Consider the following 20,850-nt stretch of genomic DNA (forward strand, 5'->3'; position numbering starts at 1 on the left):
AACTCTCCATTAAAGTGTTTGACTTGCTCATTACTTAACTAGCTATTTAAAACTTGTTTGAATCGACGTGATTCATTTGTTCAGTTTTCAAGGAACTTGTTTGTCACAATTTTTCGTGACAAGATGTAATTTTATCAGCTTCTTCATCCTTTGTCAACAGCTTGTTTCACATTTTTATTCATTTCGATGTGTTTCGCTATTGATGTCGTGTCTTCCGAAGCGACAAGAGATAATATACCATGTCTGATTTTGAAATACAACTTGTAATAAATGACATTTAACTTTCGCGTCATAAGTTAAACGCCGCAAGCCTTTTTTCAAAGACCCGCGGCGCTCTGGTATTCTGCGAAAACTTATGCTTCGCCTAACAAGCGGAGCAATTCGTCTTCATCCTCTATTACGGTAATTCCAAGATCACGGGCCTTGGTCAGCTTGCTGCCCGCGCTCTCGCCCGCTATAACGAAGTCCGTCTTTTTCGAGACGCTGCCGCTGACTTTGGCGCCAAAAGCTTCAAGCTTTTTGGCCGCCTCATCCCGAGACATTTTCGATAAGGTTCCCGTTAATACAACGGTCTTGCCGCTGAAGATACTGTCCTGGCGAACAATAACCGGCTGTTCGGCTTCCGCTTTTACGCCAAGCTCGCGCATACGGGCAATGCTTGCAGCGATAACCGGATCGGCAAAATAGTTCACGATGCTGTCCGCTACAATGGCGCCGACATCCTGCAGGCCTACAAGCTCTTCAGCCGTCGCCGACATAACCGCATCAAGGCTTCCGTAGTGGTCGGCCAGCATTTTGGTCGTTGCTTTCCCTGTATTCGGAATTCCCAAGGCAAAGAGGAAGGCTGCCAAATCGCGGTCTTTGGATTTTTCGATGGCATCCAGCAGCTTGCGCGCTTTTTTGTCGCCGAATCGATCCAGCTTAATCAAATCGTCATAGCCAAGCGCATAAAGATCCGCTGGATCATGAACATCGCATTCCGCATACAGCTGCTCCGCCGTCATTACGCTGAAGGCTTCGATATCCATCGCGTCGCGGGAGGAGAAATGGGTGATCCGCCCGATAATTTGAGGACGGCAGCCCAGCTTATTATTACAGAATAGATGCGCCCCGCGCTGCTCCAGCTCGGTGCCGCATGCCGGACAGACGGTTGGAAATACGATCTCTTGCCCCGGCTCTTCGTCTATTTTGCCTAGTATTTCAGGGATTACGTCGTTCGAGCGGCGGATGGATACAAGCGTGCCCAAGGCATACTTCAGGTTCTTACGCTCAATGTCTCCGATATTGTTAAGCGTACAGTTCTGTACCGTTACTCCCGCCAGCTCAACCGCTTCAACCCTTGCTACCGGCGTGATTTTGCCCGTACGGCCGACTTCCCAGGAGACAGACTCCAGCACCGTTGCCGCCTCTTCCGCCTCAAACTTGAAAGCGACCGCCCAGCGAGGGAACTTATCCGTATAGCCAAGCGCCTCCCGAGTACGCATATCGGTGAGTTTCACTACCGCGCCGTCGATCAGGAAATCAAGCTCCAGGCGCTTCTCGGCAATCCGCAGCAATTCTTCCTGCACTTCTTCAATCGTATCGAAATACAAGGCATACGGGTTCACCTTGAACAAGTTATCCTTCAAAAACTGCTGCATCTCCCGGTGGTTCGAGAACGAAACGCCTTCCGCAAATCCGACATTATAGAAGAAAGCATTCAACTTTCGCTCCGCCGTTGTTTTCGGATTCAGGTTGCGCAGAGCGCCTGCAGCTGCATTGCGCGCATTCTTAAGCGGTTCTGCCGCCGTCTGGTTGTATCGCTCCAGAACGGACAGGTTCATAATGCCTTCCCCTTGCACTTCGATAATTCCGTCTCTGAAAGGTATAGTCAGCGGCACGGAGCGAATGGTCTTCACCTGTGCCAGAATCCCCTCGCCAACGGTTCCGTTGCCGCGGGTGGATGCCTGAATAAGCTGGCCGTTCTCATAAGTCAGGTTAAGGGTTAAGCCGTCGAATTTCAGTTCAATGACATAGTTGGGCTGCGGAAGAGGCTCCTCCTCCGGATGCTTCGCGTTATAGTCATTGATGGCTTTCAATACCCGCTGATTCCAAGCCAGGAGGTCTTCGGTATCCTGCGCCTTGTCGAGACTCCATAAGCGGGCCCGGTGACGGTGGGGCTCAAAGCCTTTGAGCAGTTCTCCTCCAACGCGCTGCGTAGGGGAATCGGGCAGTACAATGCCGGTAGCGGCTTCCAGCGCCACCAGCTCATCGTACAGCTTGTCGTAATCCGCGTCATTAATAGTGGGCTGGTCAAGCGTGTAATACGAATAATTATGGGCGGAGATTTCCGCCGCCAGCTCTTGCATGCGGGTCAGCTGCTCAGGCGTTGCCGTCTGGTTTTCCATGGGAGGGTCCCATCCTTCCATCCATTTAGACTTTTGTTATTGGTGCAAATCCGGCCAAAAGCCGTTTGACGCCAACCGGCGCAGGGAAAGCGATTTGCAGCTCCATATCGTTGCCCGTCCCTTTGACGGAAACGATGACGCCTTCGCCCCATTTGCCGTGCGCAACCTTGTCGCCGGCTACGAAGTTCCGGTCCGCGGCATTCCCCGCGGCCGATCCGGCGGTAGACGCCGCTTTCGCGGCCGCGTCAAGCGGCGTGCTCACGCGCACTCCCGCCCCCGATGGTCCCGGGGTTCGGGCTCCGGCGCCGGAAGCGCCAAAGGATGGCGCGCGCCCTGCGCCAAAGCTGGCTCCGCTACCGCTGCTGCCGAAGCTTGCGCGGCTTGCGCCGCCGGCAAAGCTGCCGGAGCGGCCGATCGTACCGCCCGGCGAAGCCAGCGTCTTCACGTTGTCCGGCACTTCCTGCAGGAAACGCGAAGGCAGGTTGGCGCTGATGCGGCCGAAGAGAGTCCGGCTGCGCGCGCAAGTCAGGTAAAGCTGCTTCTCCGCGCGGGTAATCCCTACGTAAGCAAGGCGGCGCTCTTCTTCGAGCTCTTCGTTATCGTTTAACGCACGGCTGTGCGGGAAGATGCTTTCCTCCATCCCGATAATAAAGACAACCGGGAACTCCAGGCCTTTCGCGCTATGCATCGTCATGAGAACAACGGAATTGTTGTCCGCCGGTTTTCCGTCATCGTCCTTGTCCATGGAATCAATATCCGCGATAAGGGCAAGATCCGTCAGGAAAGCGACTAACGTCTTGTCTTCGTTGCGCTTCTCGAAGTCCATCGTAACGGACAGGAACTCGTCGATGTTCTCGAGGCGGGCAGTCGACTCAAGCGTCTTCTCGCGCTGCAACTCCATGCGGTATTGCGACATTTCCAACACTTTCTCCGTCAGCTCGGTTACGGACAGATAATCGACCATCTGCGTTAGATTATCGATCATATCCCGGAATTCATGCAGCAGGCCCTGTGCCCGGGCGTTCAGATCTATCCCTTGCAGATTGCCAAGCACGTTAAAGATAGACGTGCCTTGACGAACTGCTTCTTCCGCCAGCTTCGCTACCGTCGTATCGCCGATTCCCCGCTTCGGAACATTGATGATCCGCTGCAAGCTGATATCGTCGTCCGGATTGGAGATCAGTCTGAGGTAAGCGAGCAAATCCTTAATCTCTTTGCGGTCGTAGAACTTGATGCCGCCGACAATCTGATACGGAATGTCCGACTTGATCAGTATTTCCTCGATTACGCGGGACTGGGCGTTGGTGCGGTACAGAATCGCATGGTCATCGTACCTGCGGCCGCTTTTCACGTTTTTGCTGATCGTGCCGGTTACGAAATATCCTTCATCATGCTCGGAGTCGGCTTGGTACAAGGTGATCATGTCGCCTTCTCCTTGGTCGGTCCACAGCTTCTTCGGCTTGCGGCCCGTGTTCAGCTTGATGACGGCATTGGCCGCTTCCAGAATGTTGGCCGTAGAACGGTAATTCTGCTCGAGCATAATGGTACGGGCTTCCGGATAGTCATCCTCAAAGTTCAGGATGTTCGTAATGTCCGCTCCGCGCCAGCGGTAGATCGACTGGTCGCTGTCGCCGACAACGCAAATATTGTGATGCTTGTCAGCCAGCATGCGGCAAAGCATGTATTGCGCGCGGTTCGTATCCTGATACTCGTCCACGTGGATATAACGGAATTTGTTCTGGTAGAACTCAAGCACTTCCGGCATTTCCTTGAACAGCTGAATCGTCGTCATGATCAGATCGTCAAAGTCCAGCGAGTTGTTGCTCTTCAGCCGCTTCTGGTACATCTTAAATACTTTCGCCACAATATCGGTAAAATAGTCGCCTATCTTCTGCTCATAACGCTCCGGCGTAATCAGCTCATTCTTCGCGCCGCTGATTTCAGCCTGAACGGCTTTCGGTTCAAACTTTTTCACGTCGATATTAAGCTCTTTCATGCAATTGCGAATGACCGACAGCTGGTCGGCGGAATCCAGGATCGAGAAATTGGAGGTAAAGCCGATGCGGTCGATATCCCTGCGGAGAATCCGTACGCACATGGAGTGGAAGGTAGAGACCCAAATATCCTGACCGGAAGGGCCAATAAGCGCCGCCACCCTCGCCTGCATCTCCCTGGCCGCTTTATTCGTAAAGGTAATGGCCAGAATGCTCCAAGGGGCAACCCGCTTCTTCTCGATTAAATAGGCAATACGGTGAGTAAGGACGCGGGTCTTGCCGGAGCCCGCTCCCGCCATGATAAGCAATGGTCCATCCGTCGCTTGAACGGCATCCCTCTGAGGAGGGTTCAGCTTCTGTACGGCTTGATCAATATTTATCGGATTAAACATGAATGTACTCCTTATTTATAAGTTCTGTTCGCATTTGTTCGCTTCTTACTGATAGTGTAGACAACGGCCAGTAATGTGTCAATTTGCAAATAAAAAGCTATTCCTAAAGCTTGTCATTACGCTCTCGGAATAGCTCTGCGATGCCCTGCATCTCTTGGAAAAGCTTCTGTCACCAGCTTGCTTCGCGCAAGCTTTGTTCATTCATCCCCGCGCTGCGGCGCGTACAGCCTCCACGGTCGACAGCGCCGCTTCCAAATCGGTATAGATGATATTGCCTACCACAATCGTATCGGCAACTTGAGCAGCCTGCTCGGCGGTATCGGCATTATGAATGCCTCCGCCGTAGAAGAGCTGCGCCCCTTGTGCCGCATCCTTCGCTGCGCGGACCAAGGACATGTCGCCAAAACGCCCGCTATACTCGATATAAATAACCGGAAGATGCATCAGCCTCGCACCCATGCGCACATGGGCCACCAAAGCCGTCTCGTCCAGTTCCGTATCGGCGCCCGTAACAGCAGCGGCCGTCGCTTCGCCGTTGAGGATAATATAGCCCTGCGAAGCGGTCTCTTCCCAAGGTACAAAAGAGCCGTATTCCTTGAGCCCTTCGATCTGCCGGCCAATGATCCATTCCGACTTGTCCGTATTGAGGACAATCGGGACGAAATAACCGTCAAAGCCGGGAACGGCACCGTCGAGGGTCGAAACCTCGAGTGCACAGTCCACCTCATAACGGCGGATGCGCGCCATTAGGTCAACCGTATTTTCAAACGTAACGCCGCTGGAGCCGCCAACTATGATCGCATCGGTCCCGGACATACAGACGGCATCTAATGCCTCATCCGAGATTTCCTTCTCCGGATCTAATTTGAACACATGTCTCCAGCCGCTGTACCATGCTCCACTCATAAAGGCGGTTCTCCTTATTTCACGAGCTGCCCGCGCGTAACGCCGAGCTGATTCGTTGCTTTTAACGTTTTCCATACCTTTGTGCCGCTAATGCGTCCGTCCAGAGCGTCGCGGTACAAGCCAAGCACTTCGCGTACTTTGTCCGCCGTCTCTTCCAAAAACTCAACGCGGTAGGAAGGCACGCCAAGCTCCATGAAGTTGCGAATATATTCGGCGCCCGATTGCTCGATTGCGTTGTACACCGTATTGCGGCAGCCTTCGTCTACGCGTACCGGGTGGGACATGCCGATCCGGTCCTGCAGGGATGCGCGGTGATCCTCGCAAGGACGTCCGCAGTTTGTGTAGTCGGTCCCTTCGCTCATGAACGTGCAATAAACGCAATGTTCGGTATGGAACATCGGCAGATGCTGCTGAATCACGACTTCCAGACGCGTTGTATCGGATTGCTCGAGCATATCCACCATCTGCTGAATGTTCAGGTCGTAAGACGGGGTAATCAGATCCAGACCCGCTTCCGCAAAAACTTCAACGGCTTTGTGATTCGCTACGTTAAGCGAAAAATCGCCGATCAGCTTAGGAAACGGCTTGCCCGGGTTCTCCGCGCGCGCACGCAGGTAGTAGTACAAAGCACCCGTATTGCGGATAAGCACGGCATCCGGCTGGAGCTTCAGTATATTCGCATGGTAGCCGTTCTCTCCCGGCATATGAATACGCGGCGTAGCCAGCGCAATCGGCTTGCCTGCGCGTCTAGCCACTTCAATTGCCGCAGGGAACTGCTTAATAAATTCAAAGTCGGCATAAATCATCTCGACATCCATTTGAACAGCCGCTTCCACCTGCTCCAGATTGCGGCATAGAGCCGTCAATTTCGGATCGGATACCTGCTGTTTGGATGGCTTGGCTTTTGCGGCCGCGTTCGGCGCATCTTCAAGCGGATCGATCATATGCTTCACGTATACCGGCGGTTTCGGACGTTCGCCCGTCAGCTTCTCAACCGCTTCGCGGCGCATCCGGTTCAGTTCGCGTACGGGTACGATAACATCGCCCTCAAGCGCGACCTCCAGTTGGTCCAGCTGATAGAGCGAGCCGCCAAGGCGGCCAAGCTGGTCTTCAAGCAGCGCAGCGTCCATCGGGCGTTTATTCGCTTGCTCCAGCATCAGCTCGGATTCAACCTCTACCGTGATCCCCTTCTGTACATCCGTCCACCAGGTGCGGAGCGGTTCGCCAACCACACCGGTTACTTTCAGATGCAGAGGGAATACGCGGTAGGGCTTCTCGGTCTCGAATGTCGCGCGAAGACGCTTGTCGAGAGCTGGGTCATTCGTCTTCCAGATCTTATCGCCGACATGGACTTTACGCAGGTCAACGTCATTACGTCCGGCAACCAGCTCAAGAAGAGTTCCTTCCTGCGCTTCGCCTTCGATCTTTTGGCCATGACGGCGCAGGTCGTAGACGCGTCCGCCCTCTTCCTTCTTCGTTGGATCGCCGGCGTCAAATACGATACCGTCACCGCGCTTCAGCGGAGCTTCCAGGCGGATCGTCACCGCATCACGGAGAATACGCTCCACGCGGCCCAGATAAACGCCGCGGCTTTTCGGGAAGGTTCCGTCTACCAGCTGTTTGTTGTTTGTACCTTTCAGGAACCCATGGGTGAAGCCGCGGGAGAAGCTTTGCTGCAACTCGCGGACTTCCTCCTTGGAAGGACCCGTAAGATCACCGGCAAAATAGCTGTCAATCGCACGGCGATATTTGCTTACTACGTTAGCTACATATTCCGGGCTTTTCAGACGGCCTTCAATTTTAAAAGAAGTTACGCCGGCTTGAATCAGTTCCGGAATCAGGTCGATAGCCGCCAGATCTTTCGGAGATAATAGGTAAGCAACATCGCCCATCGGCTTGTGTTCACCGTCTACCATCAGATCATAAGGAAGTCGGCAGGCCTGCGCGCATTCCCCGCGGTTCGCGGAGCGGCCGCCCCACATTTCGGAAGTCAAGCATTGGCCCGAGTACGATACGCAAAGCGCGCCATGCACGAATACTTCCATCGGAAGCTTTGCCTGCTCGCCGATTTTTTGAATTTGCTTCAGGTTATTCTCGCGGCCGAGAACGACGCGTTCCATGCCAAAAGGCTTCGTGAATTCCACAGCCTCAGGCGATGTAATCGTCATTTGCGTCGAGCCGTGGATCGGGAAGTCCGGAGACAGCTCGCGAATCATTTTCACAAGACCCAAGTCCTGCACGATCACCGCATCTACGCCGGCATTAATACACATCTCTATCAATTGCTTCGCATCGCGAAGCTCGTCTTCAAATACGAGAATATTAAAGGTCAGGAAACCTTTTACGCCATAGGTATGAAGAAACGCCATAATCTCCGGCAGCTCTTCGCTCCGGAAATTGTTTGCTCGAGCACGGGCATTAAACTTCTCTACGCCAAAAAAAATGGCATCCGCGCCGTTGGCCACTGCTGCGCGCATGCAATCCCAGTCGCCGGCAGGTGCCAGCAGCTCGATATCCTCTCGTTTTATATCAATCGTCATTCGACATTCATTCCTCCATTTGTAAACCTGCTATTGCTAGTTTATCAAACCGCGGCAGCAGATGCCACCACCCAATACTGGCAGGGAAGAGAAAAGAAGCCGATTCTCTTGGCGAGAACCGGCTTCTTTCAAATAAATGTCTTAATTATTGGAATTTGATCGATTTGACAATGGTGTCAAAACGATCTAAAGCACTGGTTGTTGCATTCGCATTATTAATTCCGAAGAGGAGCATGATTGTATTGCCTTTGTTCTCTACGAAGTAAAATACATCCGTAATCGGAATATTGTCCTCCGTAACGTCTTGAACCGAGAATTTAATGACATTCGCGGTTCCAATCTGGAAGGAAGTGCTGCCGGAGACCGTAACCCCTTCTTTCTGCAAGGATTGCTGAACGGATTGAGCCACGCTTGAAGCACTCATGCCCTCGATATTTTGAAGAATCATGTGCCCAAAACTATCAACATAAGCAGCCGCTTCCTTGTTAAAGTCGGTGTTAACGCCGAACCAATAAGCAGGAAGAGCAATCGAGTAGCCAAATTTGGTACTTGTTTTGACTGTAACCTCAGTACGGTCTAAATCAAACTCGTCTTCCATTTGGCCATAATTTTTTTCAACATAAGCGGTATCGATATCTACCGTTGCCATTGTGGACTTGTATAACGCTTCCCCTTGCGATCCAGTTTTGGAATCATAGTTGAAGTCAATCGCATAACGGTATTTGCCGGCGATCAGCAGTACTTCGTTAGCGGTATACCACAATTTCTGGTCGTAAGTGAATTCGTAGGTTAAAACAAGCGCATTGCCGTCTTTTAATACAATGGAGGAGTTCTTCTCGTTTTTAATATAGTTCGGCAGAAAATCTTCATGCAAGAGCTGTTGTCTCCGCGCAAGCCATTGCTGTGGGCTGTCCTGCTCTTTCACGGAAGAAATGCTGAAGGAGAAATAGCCGTCCTCGCTGACGTAAGTCGGATTGCTGCTGTCCTTATCCTTGTACCAGCCTGCCGGAAGCTTGAGCGACAATCCGTACTCTTTATTGTTAATAGCCATTAACCCATTAGAAACCTTAGTGATATCCTTGATTGTTTTATCGTTACTGTCGAAGGACGGAACAAAGCTGTCAAGCAGCGATTGGTAAGGATCCAGAGCGGTTTTATCCGTGCCGGCTACTCCGCCCATAACATAGTAAAGCGTATCGCCCTTCTGCAGAGCGCGGTATTCGAACAGCAGACCGCGTTCAGTCGTTCTGGTAACCATTTTCTCGAAGTTTAGACCATTGACAGTGATCGTCCGTTTATCAATAACAACCTCATCGTCACCTAACCAGCCGGATACGATCTTGTCTTGGATTTCACTTTTGGTCAGAACATCGGTAACCTTCTCCGTTGAAATAATTACGCTTGTGTCACTTGTTGCGCTTCCCCAAATTACGAATGAACCATCATCATTTTGATTCAAGAGCTTGAGACCCGGCGGATAGTTCATTGTCCAGCCGTAGTAGCTGTCGCCGAACTTGGTTTTGCCATAGTCAGGGTCCAGGTTCGTCGAACCGCCGCCCGAATTACTAGTGCCGGACTGAGCAATAGTACCGGTGATTACGATTTCTCCCGTTTTCTTATCTTTGCCGATCTTCGCGCCAAAGGCTTCAACGATGACGCGTACCGGCACCATCGTTGTACCTTTGATTACAACTGGAGCAACCGCAACCGTTTGATCTTTACCGTTTACTTTTACGGTTTTGCTGCCAATCGTTACGACTACGGTCTTATTGTTATAAGTCAGCGTAATAATTTTGTTGTCTTGAAGCTTCAACTTTGCGCCAAAGGCTTTCGTGATGACGCTAAGGGGCACCATGGTTGTTCCCGCTTTTTCAAAAGGAGCCTGTACAGTCGATTGTTTTCCGTTAATCGTAACGGTCGAGCTGTTTGTTTTGAGGCGGATTTCGACGCTACCGCTCGCGGAGTCTGCCGCAAAAGCCGCTGCCGGCACGAACGTTACGACCAGCAGTACCGCTAACAGCATAAACATAAATCGTTTCATCTTCATTCTCTCTACTCTCCCTATTTATAACGGAATAAAAGATTAAGCCGTTGTTAGCGTCAGTTTACGGGTAACCAAATCGCCATCCATCATCATTGTTACTTCAACCTGTTGGCCGGGCAAATACGATTTCAAAAGCTCATTCACTTCTACAATAGAAGAAATCTGATGGCCTGCAACGGAATACAGCACATCACCGACCTGAATGCCAAGCTTCTTGGCCGAATCCGATTTGACTGAAGTAACGGTTAAACCGTCGTCGGTTGGCAAACCAACGATAGCCGCGTAGCTCTCTTCCAGCCCGATTCCAAGGGAGGAGCGCTTCACGTAGCCGTACTTGAAGAAATGTCCCGTTACGTACGATACGGTATCCACCGGAATCGAGAAGCCCATGTTATCGATGCCCTCATCCACGAATTTCATGGAATTGATGCCGATCACTTCGCCCTTCATATTGACGAGCGGGCCGCCGCTGTTCCCCGGGTTAATCGCGGCATCCGTCTGCAGCAGACGGTAATAGGAAGATACCGAGCGGTTCATGCCGCTTAATACACCGGTTGTTGCCGTGTTGCGAAGCGAGAAAGAGACAGGCGTGCCGATTGCAATCACCGTCTCGCCGACTTTTGCTTGCAGCGGCGATGCCGCAAATTTTGCTACCGGCAGCTTGGTCGCGTTGATTTTGACAAGCGCCAGATCGCTTACTTCGTCGACATTGCTTCTTTTCCCGCTGTATTGCTTGCCATCCGCGGTTACAACCGTAATGTTGGTCAAGTCTTTTACAACATGGGCGTTGGTCAAAATCCAGCCGTCGGCTTTCATAATAACGCCTGTCCCATGTGCCAGAACATAACGCTGATCGCCGCCGTCCGCCGGCTTGCCGATGATTCCTACAACGGAAGGAGAGACTTTGCTGACGACAGACGGAACATCTGCCGGAGGAGTGTAGGCATAAGTCTTGGTTGATGCATCGTAAGCACCCGTACCTCCCAAAGTACTCGTCAGTGACGATGCCTTGACGTACACCTCTCCGTTAATCTTGGTCGCGCTCATTTTCATTGTTCCGGGACTTGTTGCCGTTCCCGCTGCAAACGCTGATCCGGCTACCAACAGTCCTCCCGTTAGGACAATGGCGCCTGCGCGAAGCATACTACGTTTCACTCTATCACTCTCCCAGATCCAATCAAAAACAAGAATCCATTTATAGGAAACACGTTCTAAATGTATCATGCCAAAGTACTAGACAACAAGAAGAATTTGTAAGATAAAAACCTAAATAATAAGTAAATAAATAGGCGAGGCAAACATCTTTTTTCAAATTGATTAAATATCCAAAAACACGACAAACGTAAGTCTCTTATTCCATTAAATTTGACGTGATTTTTCACACCTGTCGCAAGAGGAATGCCTTATCTTTCCGGGCGGGAAGATTGCTTTCATTCGAATTGCCTAGTTTGTATGCGATTTTGGTTTTTCTTTCGTAAAAATGAGGTATACGCACCACTAGAATGCTATAATAGGGACAGCCAAACCTTAGGAGGTAATAATAATGAAATTAGGCGTATTTGCCGTACTTTTCTCGCAAAAACCATTTGAAGAAGCACTCGACTACATCGCTGCCAAAGGTCTTGAAGCGGTAGAGCTTGGTACAGGCGGTTACCCTGGCAACGCACATTGCGATCCAGATACATTGCTTGCTGACGCAGGCAAATTGAAAGCGTTTAAACAAGCGGTAGATTCGCGCGGACTGATTATCAGCGCACTGAGCTGCCATGCTAACCCGCTTCACCCGCAAAAAGCGATTTCCAGCGCAGACGACGCGATTATCCGTAAAACAATCGAGCTGGCTAACCGCCTTGAAGTACCGGTTGTAAACACCTTCTCCGGCTGCCCTGGCGACCATGAGGATGCAAAATATCCGAACTGGCCGGTTGCTCCATGGCCGAACGATTTCCAAGAAATCCTTGCTTGGCAATGGGAGAAAAAAGTTATTCCATATTGGTCTGAAATCGGCGGTATCGCTGAGCAAAACGGCGTAAAAATCGGCCTTGAGCTGCATGGCGGCTTCTCCGTTCATACGCCTGCTACGCTGCTTCGCCTTCGTGAAGCCGCAGGCAAAGCGATTGGCGCTAACCTTGACCCATCCCATATGTGGTGGCAAGGCATTGACCCTGTTGAAGCGATCAAAATCCTGGGCCGCGAAAACGCGATCCATCACTTCCATGCGAAGGATACTTCCATTGACTTCAACAACGTGAACAAACACGGCGTAACGGACATGCAGTCTTACACACTGATGCTGGACCGCGCTTGGCAGTTCCGCTCCGTTGGCTTTGGTCACGATCTGAAAACATGGGCAGACATCATCAGCACGCTGCGTCTCGTTGGCTACGACTACGTTGTCAGCATCGAGCATGAAGACGGCCTGATGTCCGTTGAAGAAGGCTTCTCGAAAGCTGTTCAAAACCTGCAGCAAGTTCTGATTAAAGAGCCTGTTGGGGATATGTGGTGGGTATAATTCAATGGGTTGATTGATGCGGTAAAAGCAATCGCTGCGCAAAAGTATGTTTCTTCCGATCGCTGTTGACCGTGGATTTCTTCGAATATAACCGCTTAGCGGTTGAAATCCTCGGTCAAAGGCGAATACTCCGTTTCTCCAGAAACATACTTTCGCTCCGCTCATTTACCACAAAGACCAAACAATTGAATTAAAGAAATGAGCAGTAAAACAGCCTGCCTGGCTTATGCCGGGCAGGCTGTTTTTGCATGCGATAAAGATAAAGGCAAAGATAAAGGCTAGGACAACGTCTCCCACTTCGCCCACATCTCCGGTGGATTGAGCTCGTAAATTTCGTTCTCCCGGAACATGAACTGGTGCATGATAAATTCACGGCGGATGGTCGCGAAATCCGGGTGGAAGCCTTTGATAAATTCGTTGAGCTCCTTTTCCGTGTATTTGCGCCCCTTCTCCAGCTTGGATACCATATACTCGAGTACGATCAGCTTCTTCTTAAGCTGAGCCGGAATTGACTTTAGTTGACCTGTAGCAGCGAAGAAGTTCTTGATCACGGACTGCCTTACGCGCTCAAATTCCTCGTTCATTTGTTCTTCTCCTCCTTTCTGTTGCGATGTCCGATAAATCAAATTAGCCGCAGCGTTAGAGCCATTCTTAATAAAATAGTCATTGAGCGAGAAGTAAATGGTGTTCTTCTCTCTCCGTTCATTAATCAAGCTTGCTTCACGAAGCTTGGCCGCGTGGTGAGTGACTGTAGCCGGTGTTACGCCAAGCTTCTCCGCCAGCACCTGCCCGTTGAGTTCCCCTTCTGCCAGCAGAATCAGAAGCCGGATACGTGTCGGATCCGCTAATGCTTTATGATAGCTCACTACCTTATCTAATTGCATGGAAACTTCACTTCCTTCCACAAACTAATTTAACAAATATCTAATTAGATAACTATTAAATAAGATAATAAAGGATCACCTAACAAATGTCAATTGGCAAATCAAAAAGCGCCAGCCCATTTTCCTCTAGGATCATGAGCTGGCGCTTATAAATGTATAAAGCCTGCCGGCGAACCGGCAGGCCTTGTATTTATGCCATCCAAACTTTAAAAATCATAATGTAGTCTATGTAAAGAAACAAAAGCAACGCTATCGTAGTGAATCCGATTGCAAATACATTTTTCTTAGGGCGAGCTTTTACTAAACGTACAAAGCCAATCAAGATTAAAATGGTGAACGCAAGCATGAACCAGTCAAATGTATTGATGTTGCTGGTGGATTTAGCTGCTTCCTCTGCTGCCAAAAACATCGAGTGACCCCCTTTTATTCGCACGTAGCCTATATTACCTCTATGTTATCTTCAAGTGGCAAATCATGCAAGTCCGATTCAGATTTCGTAACAAGTTTGTCACGTTTTCCCACATTTGTTCTTAAAAACGTTGTCATACCAGTATACTCTGCAAGTTAATTTGTCCAGTTCTGCCTCTATTTATAACTAAACATACAAAAGAGACTCCCTTTCCATCGGATAAGAAGAGTCTCCTTTGCCTTTTACTTACTCCACAGCGCCTGCCGCTACGCTTTCCTGGACTGCGCGATGCCGGTTCACCGTGCGTTCGCGGTCCCGCTCCATAATAGGCTTCAAATACTTGCCTGTATAGGAACCGGATACTTTAACAACATCCTCGGGTGCACCCGAGGCAACAATGGTACCTCCGCCATTGCCGCCTTCGGGTCCAAGATCGATCAGATAATCGGCTGTCTTGATCACATCAAGGTTATGCTCGATAACAAGGACGGATTCTCCGGAATCAACGAGGCGGTGCAGGACCGTAAGCAGACGGTCAATATCATCGACGTGAAGCCCTGTTGTTGGTTCATCCAAAATGTACAGCGTCTTGCCGGTACTGCGACGGTACAGCTCGGAAGCCAGCTTCACGCGCTGCGCTTCGCCGCCCGACAAGGTTGTCGCCGGTTGGCCCAAGGTCATATAGCCGAGACCAACATCAAGCAAAGTTTGCAGCTTCCGGTGGATACGGGGAATGTTCTCAAAGAACTTGGTTGCGTCCTCGATCGTCATCTCCAGCACCTCGGCAATGTTTTTGCCCTTGTATTTCACTTCCAGGGTCTCACGGTTATAACGCTTGCCTTTGCAAATCTCGCAAGGGACATACACATCCGGCAGGAAGTGCATCTCAATCTTGATGATACCGTCGCCTCTGCACGCTTCGCAACGGCCGCCTTTTACGTTAAAGCTGAAACGGCCCTTCTTGTAGCCGCGAACCTTCGCTTCATTCGTTGTGGAATAGAGATCACGCACATCATCGAATACTCCCGTGTAGGTAGCCGGGTTCGAACGAGGAGTACGGCCAATCGGAGACTGGTCAATATCGATAACCTTCTCCAAATGCTCAAGACCGCGCAATTCCTTGTATTCGCCTGGACGAACCTTCGCCTTGTTCAGGTCGCGGGCCAGCGTCTTGTACAGGATCTCATTCACGAGTGTAGATTTACCAGAACCGGATACGCCGGTAACAGCCGTGAATATACCCAGCGGAATCTTCACGTTAACGCCGCGCAGGTTATTTTCCTTGGCACCGCGGATCTCCAGCCACTTCTCTCCTGTCTTACGGCGCTCAAGCGGAACCTCGATAAACTTCTTCCCGCTCAAATATTGGCCGGTCAGAGAGTTATCGTCCTTCATAATTTCCTCAGGACTTCCCTCGGCGGTTACCATTCCCCCGTGAATACCTGCGCCAGGGCCAATATCAATAATATAATCGGCGGCAAGCATCGTATCTTCATCATGCTCGACGACAATAAGCGTATTGCCCAGGTTGCGCATATGCTCCAGGGTTTCGATAAGACGGTCATTATCGCGTTGATGCAGACCAATGCTTGGCTCGTCCAGTATATACAGAACGCCCATCAGACTGGAACCAATCTGAGTAGCCAGACGAATCCTCTGTGCCTCTCCGCCGGATAACGTGCCTGCGGCACGGCTCATCGACAAATATTCCAGGCCAACGTTCACAAGGAAGCCCAGGCGGCTGTTGATCTCTTTCAGAATGAGGTGAGCGATCTTCTGCTCTTTCTCGTTTAAGGTAAGGGAATCAAAGAAACGTTGCGCCTCGCCAATCGATAACGAAGTCACAAAGGAAATATTCTGTTCGTTAATCGTAACGGCAAGGCTTTCTTTCTTCAGACGATGGCCTTTGCAAGTACCGCATGGCTTGGCACTCATGTAAGCTTCAATATATTCGCGGATGCCATCGGAAGCCGTCTCCCGGTAGCGGCGCTCCAGATTATGAACAATACCCTCGAAAGGAACGTAAGCTTCCTTCCGGTGGCCAAAGTCATTCTCGTACACGAAGCGTACTCGCTCTCCGCCCGTACCAAACATGAGCTTTTTCATCTGATCGGCTGACAAATCCGATACCGGTACATCCTGCGGAATATGATAATGCTGGCACACTGCGCTCAGGAATTGCGGGTAATAATTCGACGTGCTTCCCGCCCATGCTTCGAATGCCCCTTCATTTATGGCTTTGCTCAGATCCGGAACAAGCAGGTCCGGGTCAACAATCATCTTCACGCCAAGACCGTCACAATCCGGGCAGGCACCATACGGACTATTGAAAGAGAACATGCGAGGGGCCAGCTCTTCAATGCTAAATCCGCATACCGGACAAGCCAGGTTGGAGCTGAACAAGAGCTCCTCTTGGTCAATAATATCAACAATAACCCGGCCTTCAGCCAGCTTCAGCGCGGTTTCCAGGGAATCCGCCAACCGGCCTTGAATATCCGCCTTCACCACGATACGGTCGATAACGACTTCAATATTATGCTTCTTGTTCTTCTCGAGCTCGATTTTCTCGCTAAGCTCCCGAAGCTCGCCGTTTACCCGGACACGGACATAGCCTTGCTTCTGAATGTCGGCAAGCAGCTTCGTATGCTCACCCTTACGGCCGGAAACAAGCGGCGCCAGAATTTGCAGCTTCGTCCTCTCCGGATATTCCATAATACGGTCAACCATCTGCTCTACGGTCTGCGAAGTAATCTCGATGCCATGATCCGGGCAATGCGGTCTTCCGACCCGGGCAAAGAGCAAACGCAAATAATCGTAAATTTCCGTTACCGTACCCACCGTCGATCGCGGGTTGCGGCTTGTTGTCTTCTGGTCAATGGAGATAGCCGGAGACAAGCCGTCAATGGAATCAACATCCGGCTTCTCCATCTGCCCGAGAAACTGCCGGGCATAAGCGGACAACGACTCTACGTATCTGCGCTGGCCTTCGGCATAAATCGTATCGAAAGCAAGCGAGGATTTACCGGAGCCGCTCAGTCCCGTCAGGACGACAAATTTGTCGCGGGGTATGGTAACATCGATATTTTTCAAATTGTGGGCTCTAGCCCCTTTGATTACAATCTTGTCACTAGCCACTTCTTACGTTCCTCCCATTCCTTGTCTCTAGCTCATCTCCGCTTTCAGTTCCAGCAACGCGTCACGCAGCTCTGCGGCTCTCTCGAACTGCAGATTCTTCGCCGCATCCTTCATCTCGGCTTCCAGCCTTTGCAGCAAAGCTTGGCGTTCCTTCTTCGTCATCTTCTCGGAGCCTACGCCAGTCAAATATTCCGACTTCTCCTCGGCCACTTTCGTTGCCTTTATATCATCATGCACTTTCTTGCGGATCGTCTGAGGCGTAATCCCATGCTCTTCGTTATAAGCAATTTGGATAGTCCGGCGGCGCTCCGTCTCCTTCAGCGCCTTATCCATGGAATCGGTAATCTTATCCCCGTACATGATAACCCGGCCATCGCTATTACGCGCAGCTCTGCCAATCGTCTGAATCAACGAGCGTTCGGAACGGAGGAAGCCTTCTTTGTCCGCATCCAATATCGCAACAAGGGATACTTCCGGCAAATCAAGGCCCTCCCTCAAGAGGTTAATACCCACTAGCACATGGAATGTACCGAGACGCAGGTCGCGAAGGATGGCGATCCTCTCCAGCGTCTTGATATCCGAGTGCAGATAACGCACTTTAATGCCGATTTCTTTGAAATAGTCCGTCAGATCCTCGGCCATCTTCTTCGTCAGCGTAGTGACAAGGACGCGTTCATCCTTGGCTATCCGGTCGCGGATCTCGACTAACAGATCATCGATTTGCCCTTTTGTCGGACGCACCTCAATAATCGGATCCAGCAGGCCCGTCGGACGGATAATCTGCTCAACCATCGTTGGGCAATGTTCCAGTTCATAAGGTCCCGGTGTCGCCGACACATAAATCTGCTGTTTCGCTTTCTCCTCGAATTCTTCGAAGCGCAGCGGCCGGTTATCCAGTGCGGACGGCAGACGGAAGCCGTGATTAACGAGCATTTCCTTCCGCGCGCGGTCACCGTTGTACATAGCTCTAATCTGCGGCAGGGTAACGTGCGATTCGTCAATGACGATCAGCATATCGTCCGGAAAATAATCCATCAGCGTATACGGCGTTGCCCCGCGCTCGCGGAAGGTCAAAGGTCCGGAATAATTCTCGATGCCGGAACAGAAGCCCATCTCCGCCATCATTTCGAGGTCATAACGGGTACGCTGCTCCAGACGCTGCGCTTCCAGCAGCTTGCCTTCTTCCCGCAGCTCCGCAAGACGTTCCTCCAGCTCACGCTCGATATTGCCAAGCGCAACCTTCATCGTTTCTTCGTGGGTAACGAAGTGAGACGCCGGGAATATAGCAACATGATCGCGTTCGCTTACGATCTCGCCGGTAAGCACGTCGATTTCCGTAATCCGTTCAATCTCATCGCCAAACAGCTCGACCCGAATCGCCCGTTCATTATTGGCAACCGGGAAAATCTCTACAATATCGCCGCGCACGCGGAACGTACCGCGGATAAAGTTAATGTCATTGCGCTGGTACTGAATATCAACAAGCTTATGAAGAATCGTATCTCTGGACTTCTCCATGCCTACCCGCAGCGACAGCACCAGACTGCCGTACTCGGAAGGCGAACCGAGACCGTAGATACAGGAAACGCTCGCTACGATAATAACGTCCCTGCGTTCGAACAATGAACTGGTCGCGGAGTGGCGCAGCTTGTCGATCTCATCGTTAATACTGGAATCCTTCTCAATGTAAGTGTCCGTAGACGGGATATAAGCCTCAGGCTGAAAATAATCATAATAGCTGACGAAATAACTTACCGCATTGTCCGGGAAGAACTCCTTAAACTCGCTGCACAACTGTGCCGCGAGCGTCTTGTTATGGGCAATAACCAGCGTCGGCCGGTTAAGCTGCGCTATCGTATTGGCAATCGTATACGTCTTGCCCGTACCCGTCGCGCCAAGCAAGGTTTGCTTGGCTTCGCCGTTCTTCACGCCTTCAACAAGTTTTCTGATGGCTCCCGGCTGATCGCCCTGCGGCGTGTAGCTCGACTTTAATTGAAATAATTGCTCTGAAATCTCATTCACTTGCGTCATCCACCCCGTTTCCCTTACTCATCAATCATTATAGTCAATATATATAAGCGTAAACGGCATCAGCGTCCTTGAAACTTAGAAGAAGCAGCACCGTCCCGCGGTCGAATCCATACGCGCATAGCCTATCCGAATGTGTGTTCCCCTCTATTATAGACGTCTATAGAGGCTGATGCAAACATAAAATCAAAGGGCTTTCCCTAAGCGGCTGCCCAGGAAAAGCCCCATTTCTATTTAGACATTCAAAGTACCCGAACGGTCTTCCTCTTCCGCGTAAACGCCGCCGCTCCGCTTTGCCGTCCTCGCGCGGCGCAAAAGGTCAATCAGCGTAGCCGGCTCTGCCGATGCGTAATAGGTCGCCCGCTCGTCAGGAGATAAAATAACCCCAAGCTGATGATGCTCCCCTTCATAACGGGCCCGCTGCACAAACTTGATCTCGCCCTCTCTGTTCAGCACCTCGAGCTTATACATCGCCGAATTGTTCTGCAGCGCCTCATGAAGATCCTCTTTCGTGAACACCCTGATGCCGTTCACCTTCGAAATAATCTCGCCGGCCTGCAGCTTCATTGCCTCAGCAGGCGTACCCGGCACGATACCGAGAATACGCAAGCCCCGCTGATCATTCACGTACAGCGGACTTTGCGTGGATTCCACCGCCCGGCTGCGCCAGATGATAGCTTCATGCAGCAGCAGCGAACATAAAGCGGCAAGCGGGAGCAGCGCCGGCAGCCACCAGGCGAGAAGCGCCGCACCGGTCAGCAGCAGGCTGTACCACATAAGCCCTTTTGCCGCATGGCGGGCTTTGGCCTCGGGCAGCATCGCGCGCGTCATTTCGCTGAAGCCGATAATCATCGGCAGAGCGACAACCGTCCAGCCTTGCGTCCAATCGCCGCCGAATAATGGCGTCCAAGGCAGATCAACAACCGATGTCCCCCCGGCTGCCGGCACAAGCAGCAGCAGCGGAACCGGCCAAAAGCCCTGCAGCATATAGCCGCCTACCAGCTTCCCCCGCTTCCCTTCCAGGAAAAGCGGAGTAGCTAGCTTGTTTCCTTGTCTCCGGACAAGGAAAGCTTCTACCAGATGAAGCAGCGCCACCAATACGAAAATCCCCGGCATATCAAGTCCGGCAAGCGAATTCGCCGCATCTCCGAGCCATCCCTCACTATTTGCGAGCGAAGTAAAACCAACGATCCACTGCAGAAGCGCCAGCGCTCCCGCGCCGTAGGCAAAGCATAGATAGCGAATTCGGAACAAGAGCAGCACAACCGCCGAACCCCATAGCCATAAAACGGCGTCGCCGGTTAAGGTTATGCCGATAAAAGCACCGGCAACGGATGCGAGCACCCCGGCTGCAAGCCCGGCCAGCATCGCTTTAGCCACGAGCCGCGGCCAGATGTGCAGCCTTACGGCGAACATTCGTCTTTCCAAGCTGATCTGTCTCGTATATTGAAGGATAATAAATAATACCGCAATATAATAAAAAGGCTGCGCAAGCAAATGTACAATTGCCCGGCCGAACTGGTCTAGTAAAGCATTGGCTGCATCCAATCGCTACACTCCCATCCTCATCCAAAATAAAAGGCTGACTCCGCTTTAGAGCCAACCTTTTATAAATTCGC

Annotated in this window: 12 protein-coding genes; 1 reads left to right on the forward strand and 11 read right to left on the reverse strand. The window is 51.2% G+C overall.

All coding sequences use genetic code 11. From position 1 onward, the window contains the following. Positions 1-353: 353 nt before the first annotated feature. The 6 genes from ligA to CFI03_RS05560 all read right to left on the reverse strand — a co-directional run bounded on the left by ligA (position 354) and on the right by CFI03_RS05560 (position 11,418). Positions 354-2,387: an NAD-dependent DNA ligase LigA gene (gene ligA, locus CFI03_RS05535; RefSeq protein WP_116393568.1), complete on the reverse strand. Its 2,034-nt coding sequence runs from the start codon at positions 2,385-2,387 to the stop codon at positions 354-356. Between the two features lie 25 nt (positions 2,388-2,412). Further along, entirely contained in the window at positions 2,413-4,773 is a 2,361-nt protein-coding gene (pcrA, locus tag CFI03_RS05540; protein WP_116393569.1) for a DNA helicase PcrA, read from the reverse strand. 201 nt (positions 4,774-4,974) lie between these two features. Continuing rightward, positions 4,975-5,679: a heptaprenylglyceryl phosphate synthase gene (pcrB, locus tag CFI03_RS05545; protein ID WP_116393570.1), complete on the reverse strand. Its 705-nt coding sequence runs from the start codon at positions 5,677-5,679 to the stop codon at positions 4,975-4,977. Between the two features lie 14 nt (positions 5,680-5,693). After that, on the reverse strand, positions 5,694-8,219 hold the full coding sequence (locus tag CFI03_RS05550; RefSeq protein ID WP_116393571.1) for a U32 family peptidase: 2,526 nt from the start codon (positions 8,217-8,219) through the stop codon (positions 5,694-5,696). Positions 8,220-8,364: 145 nt separating this feature from the next. Next, positions 8,365-10,266, reverse strand: a complete 1,902-nt coding sequence (locus CFI03_RS05555) for a copper amine oxidase N-terminal domain-containing protein (protein WP_116393572.1) — start codon at positions 10,264-10,266, stop codon at positions 8,365-8,367. Positions 10,267-10,302: 36 nt separating this feature from the next. Further along, entirely contained in the window at positions 10,303-11,418 is a 1,116-nt protein-coding gene (locus tag CFI03_RS05560; RefSeq protein WP_116393573.1) for a trypsin-like peptidase domain-containing protein, read from the reverse strand. A 388-nt stretch (positions 11,419-11,806) separates the two neighbouring features. Between CFI03_RS05560 and CFI03_RS05565 the strand changes: the two genes are divergently transcribed. After that, a complete protein-coding gene (locus CFI03_RS05565; RefSeq protein ID WP_116393574.1) occupies positions 11,807-12,775 on the forward strand; it encodes a sugar phosphate isomerase/epimerase family protein in 969 nt (322 codons plus the stop codon). A gap of 278 nt (positions 12,776-13,053) precedes the next feature. On the opposite strand, the gene CFI03_RS05570 is transcribed toward CFI03_RS05565, so the two are convergent. The 5 genes from CFI03_RS05570 to CFI03_RS05590 form a co-directional block, all read right to left on the reverse strand. Next, positions 13,054-13,659, reverse strand: coding sequence for a DUF2087 domain-containing protein (locus CFI03_RS05570; RefSeq protein ID WP_116393575.1), 606 nt, complete (start codon positions 13,657-13,659; stop codon positions 13,054-13,056). 190 nt (positions 13,660-13,849) lie between these two features. Next, positions 13,850-14,068 (reverse strand): hypothetical protein, encoded by a 219-nt coding sequence (locus CFI03_RS05575; protein WP_116393576.1) that lies wholly within the window; start codon positions 14,066-14,068, stop codon positions 13,850-13,852. A gap of 246 nt (positions 14,069-14,314) precedes the next feature. Continuing rightward, positions 14,315-17,203 carry an excinuclease ABC subunit UvrA gene (uvrA, locus tag CFI03_RS05580; RefSeq protein WP_116393577.1) on the reverse strand — a complete coding sequence of 963 codons (2,889 nt, stop codon included), beginning with the start codon at positions 17,201-17,203 and terminating at the stop codon, positions 14,315-14,317. Positions 17,204-17,230: 27 nt separating this feature from the next. Then, positions 17,231-19,234, reverse strand: a complete 2,004-nt coding sequence (gene uvrB, locus CFI03_RS05585; RefSeq protein ID WP_205411919.1) for an excinuclease ABC subunit UvrB — start codon at positions 19,232-19,234, stop codon at positions 17,231-17,233. A gap of 231 nt (positions 19,235-19,465) precedes the next feature. Further along, positions 19,466-20,779: a PDZ domain-containing protein gene (locus CFI03_RS05590; protein ID WP_116393578.1), complete on the reverse strand. Its 1,314-nt coding sequence runs from the start codon at positions 20,777-20,779 to the stop codon at positions 19,466-19,468. Positions 20,780-20,850: the final 71 nt, after the last annotated feature.

It is taken from the genome of Paenibacillus sp. ATY16 (genome assembly GCF_003399985.2).
Lineage (GTDB): Bacteria > Bacillota > Bacilli > Paenibacillales > Paenibacillaceae > Pristimantibacillus > Pristimantibacillus glycanilyticus.

Bases quoted from the DNA above. Each gene is read 5' to 3' on its own strand.
- ligA (WP_116393568.1), bottom strand. From the start codon at position 2,387: ATGGAAAACCAGACGGCAACGCCTGAGCAGCTGACCCGCATGCAAGAG.
- pcrA (WP_116393569.1), bottom strand. From the start codon at position 4,773: ATGTTTAATCCGATAAATATTGATCAAGCCGTACAGAAGCTGAACCCT.
- pcrB (WP_116393570.1), bottom strand. From the start codon at position 5,679: ATGAGTGGAGCATGGTACAGCGGCTGGAGACATGTGTTCAAATTAGAT.
- CFI03_RS05550 (WP_116393571.1), bottom strand. From the start codon at position 8,219: ATGACGATTGATATAAAACGAGAGGATATCGAGCTGCTGGCACCTGCC.
- CFI03_RS05555 (WP_116393572.1), bottom strand. From the start codon at position 10,266: ATGAAGATGAAACGATTTATGTTTATGCTGTTAGCGGTACTGCTGGTC.
- CFI03_RS05565 (WP_116393574.1), top strand. From the start codon at position 11,807: ATGAAATTAGGCGTATTTGCCGTACTTTTCTCGCAAAAACCATTTGAA.
- CFI03_RS05570 (WP_116393575.1), bottom strand. From the start codon at position 13,659: ATGCAATTAGATAAGGTAGTGAGCTATCATAAAGCATTAGCGGATCCG.
- CFI03_RS05575 (WP_116393576.1), bottom strand. From the start codon at position 14,068: ATGTTTTTGGCAGCAGAGGAAGCAGCTAAATCCACCAGCAACATCAAT.
- uvrB (WP_205411919.1), bottom strand. From the start codon at position 19,234: ATGACGCAAGTGAATGAGATTTCAGAGCAATTATTTCAATTAAAGTCG.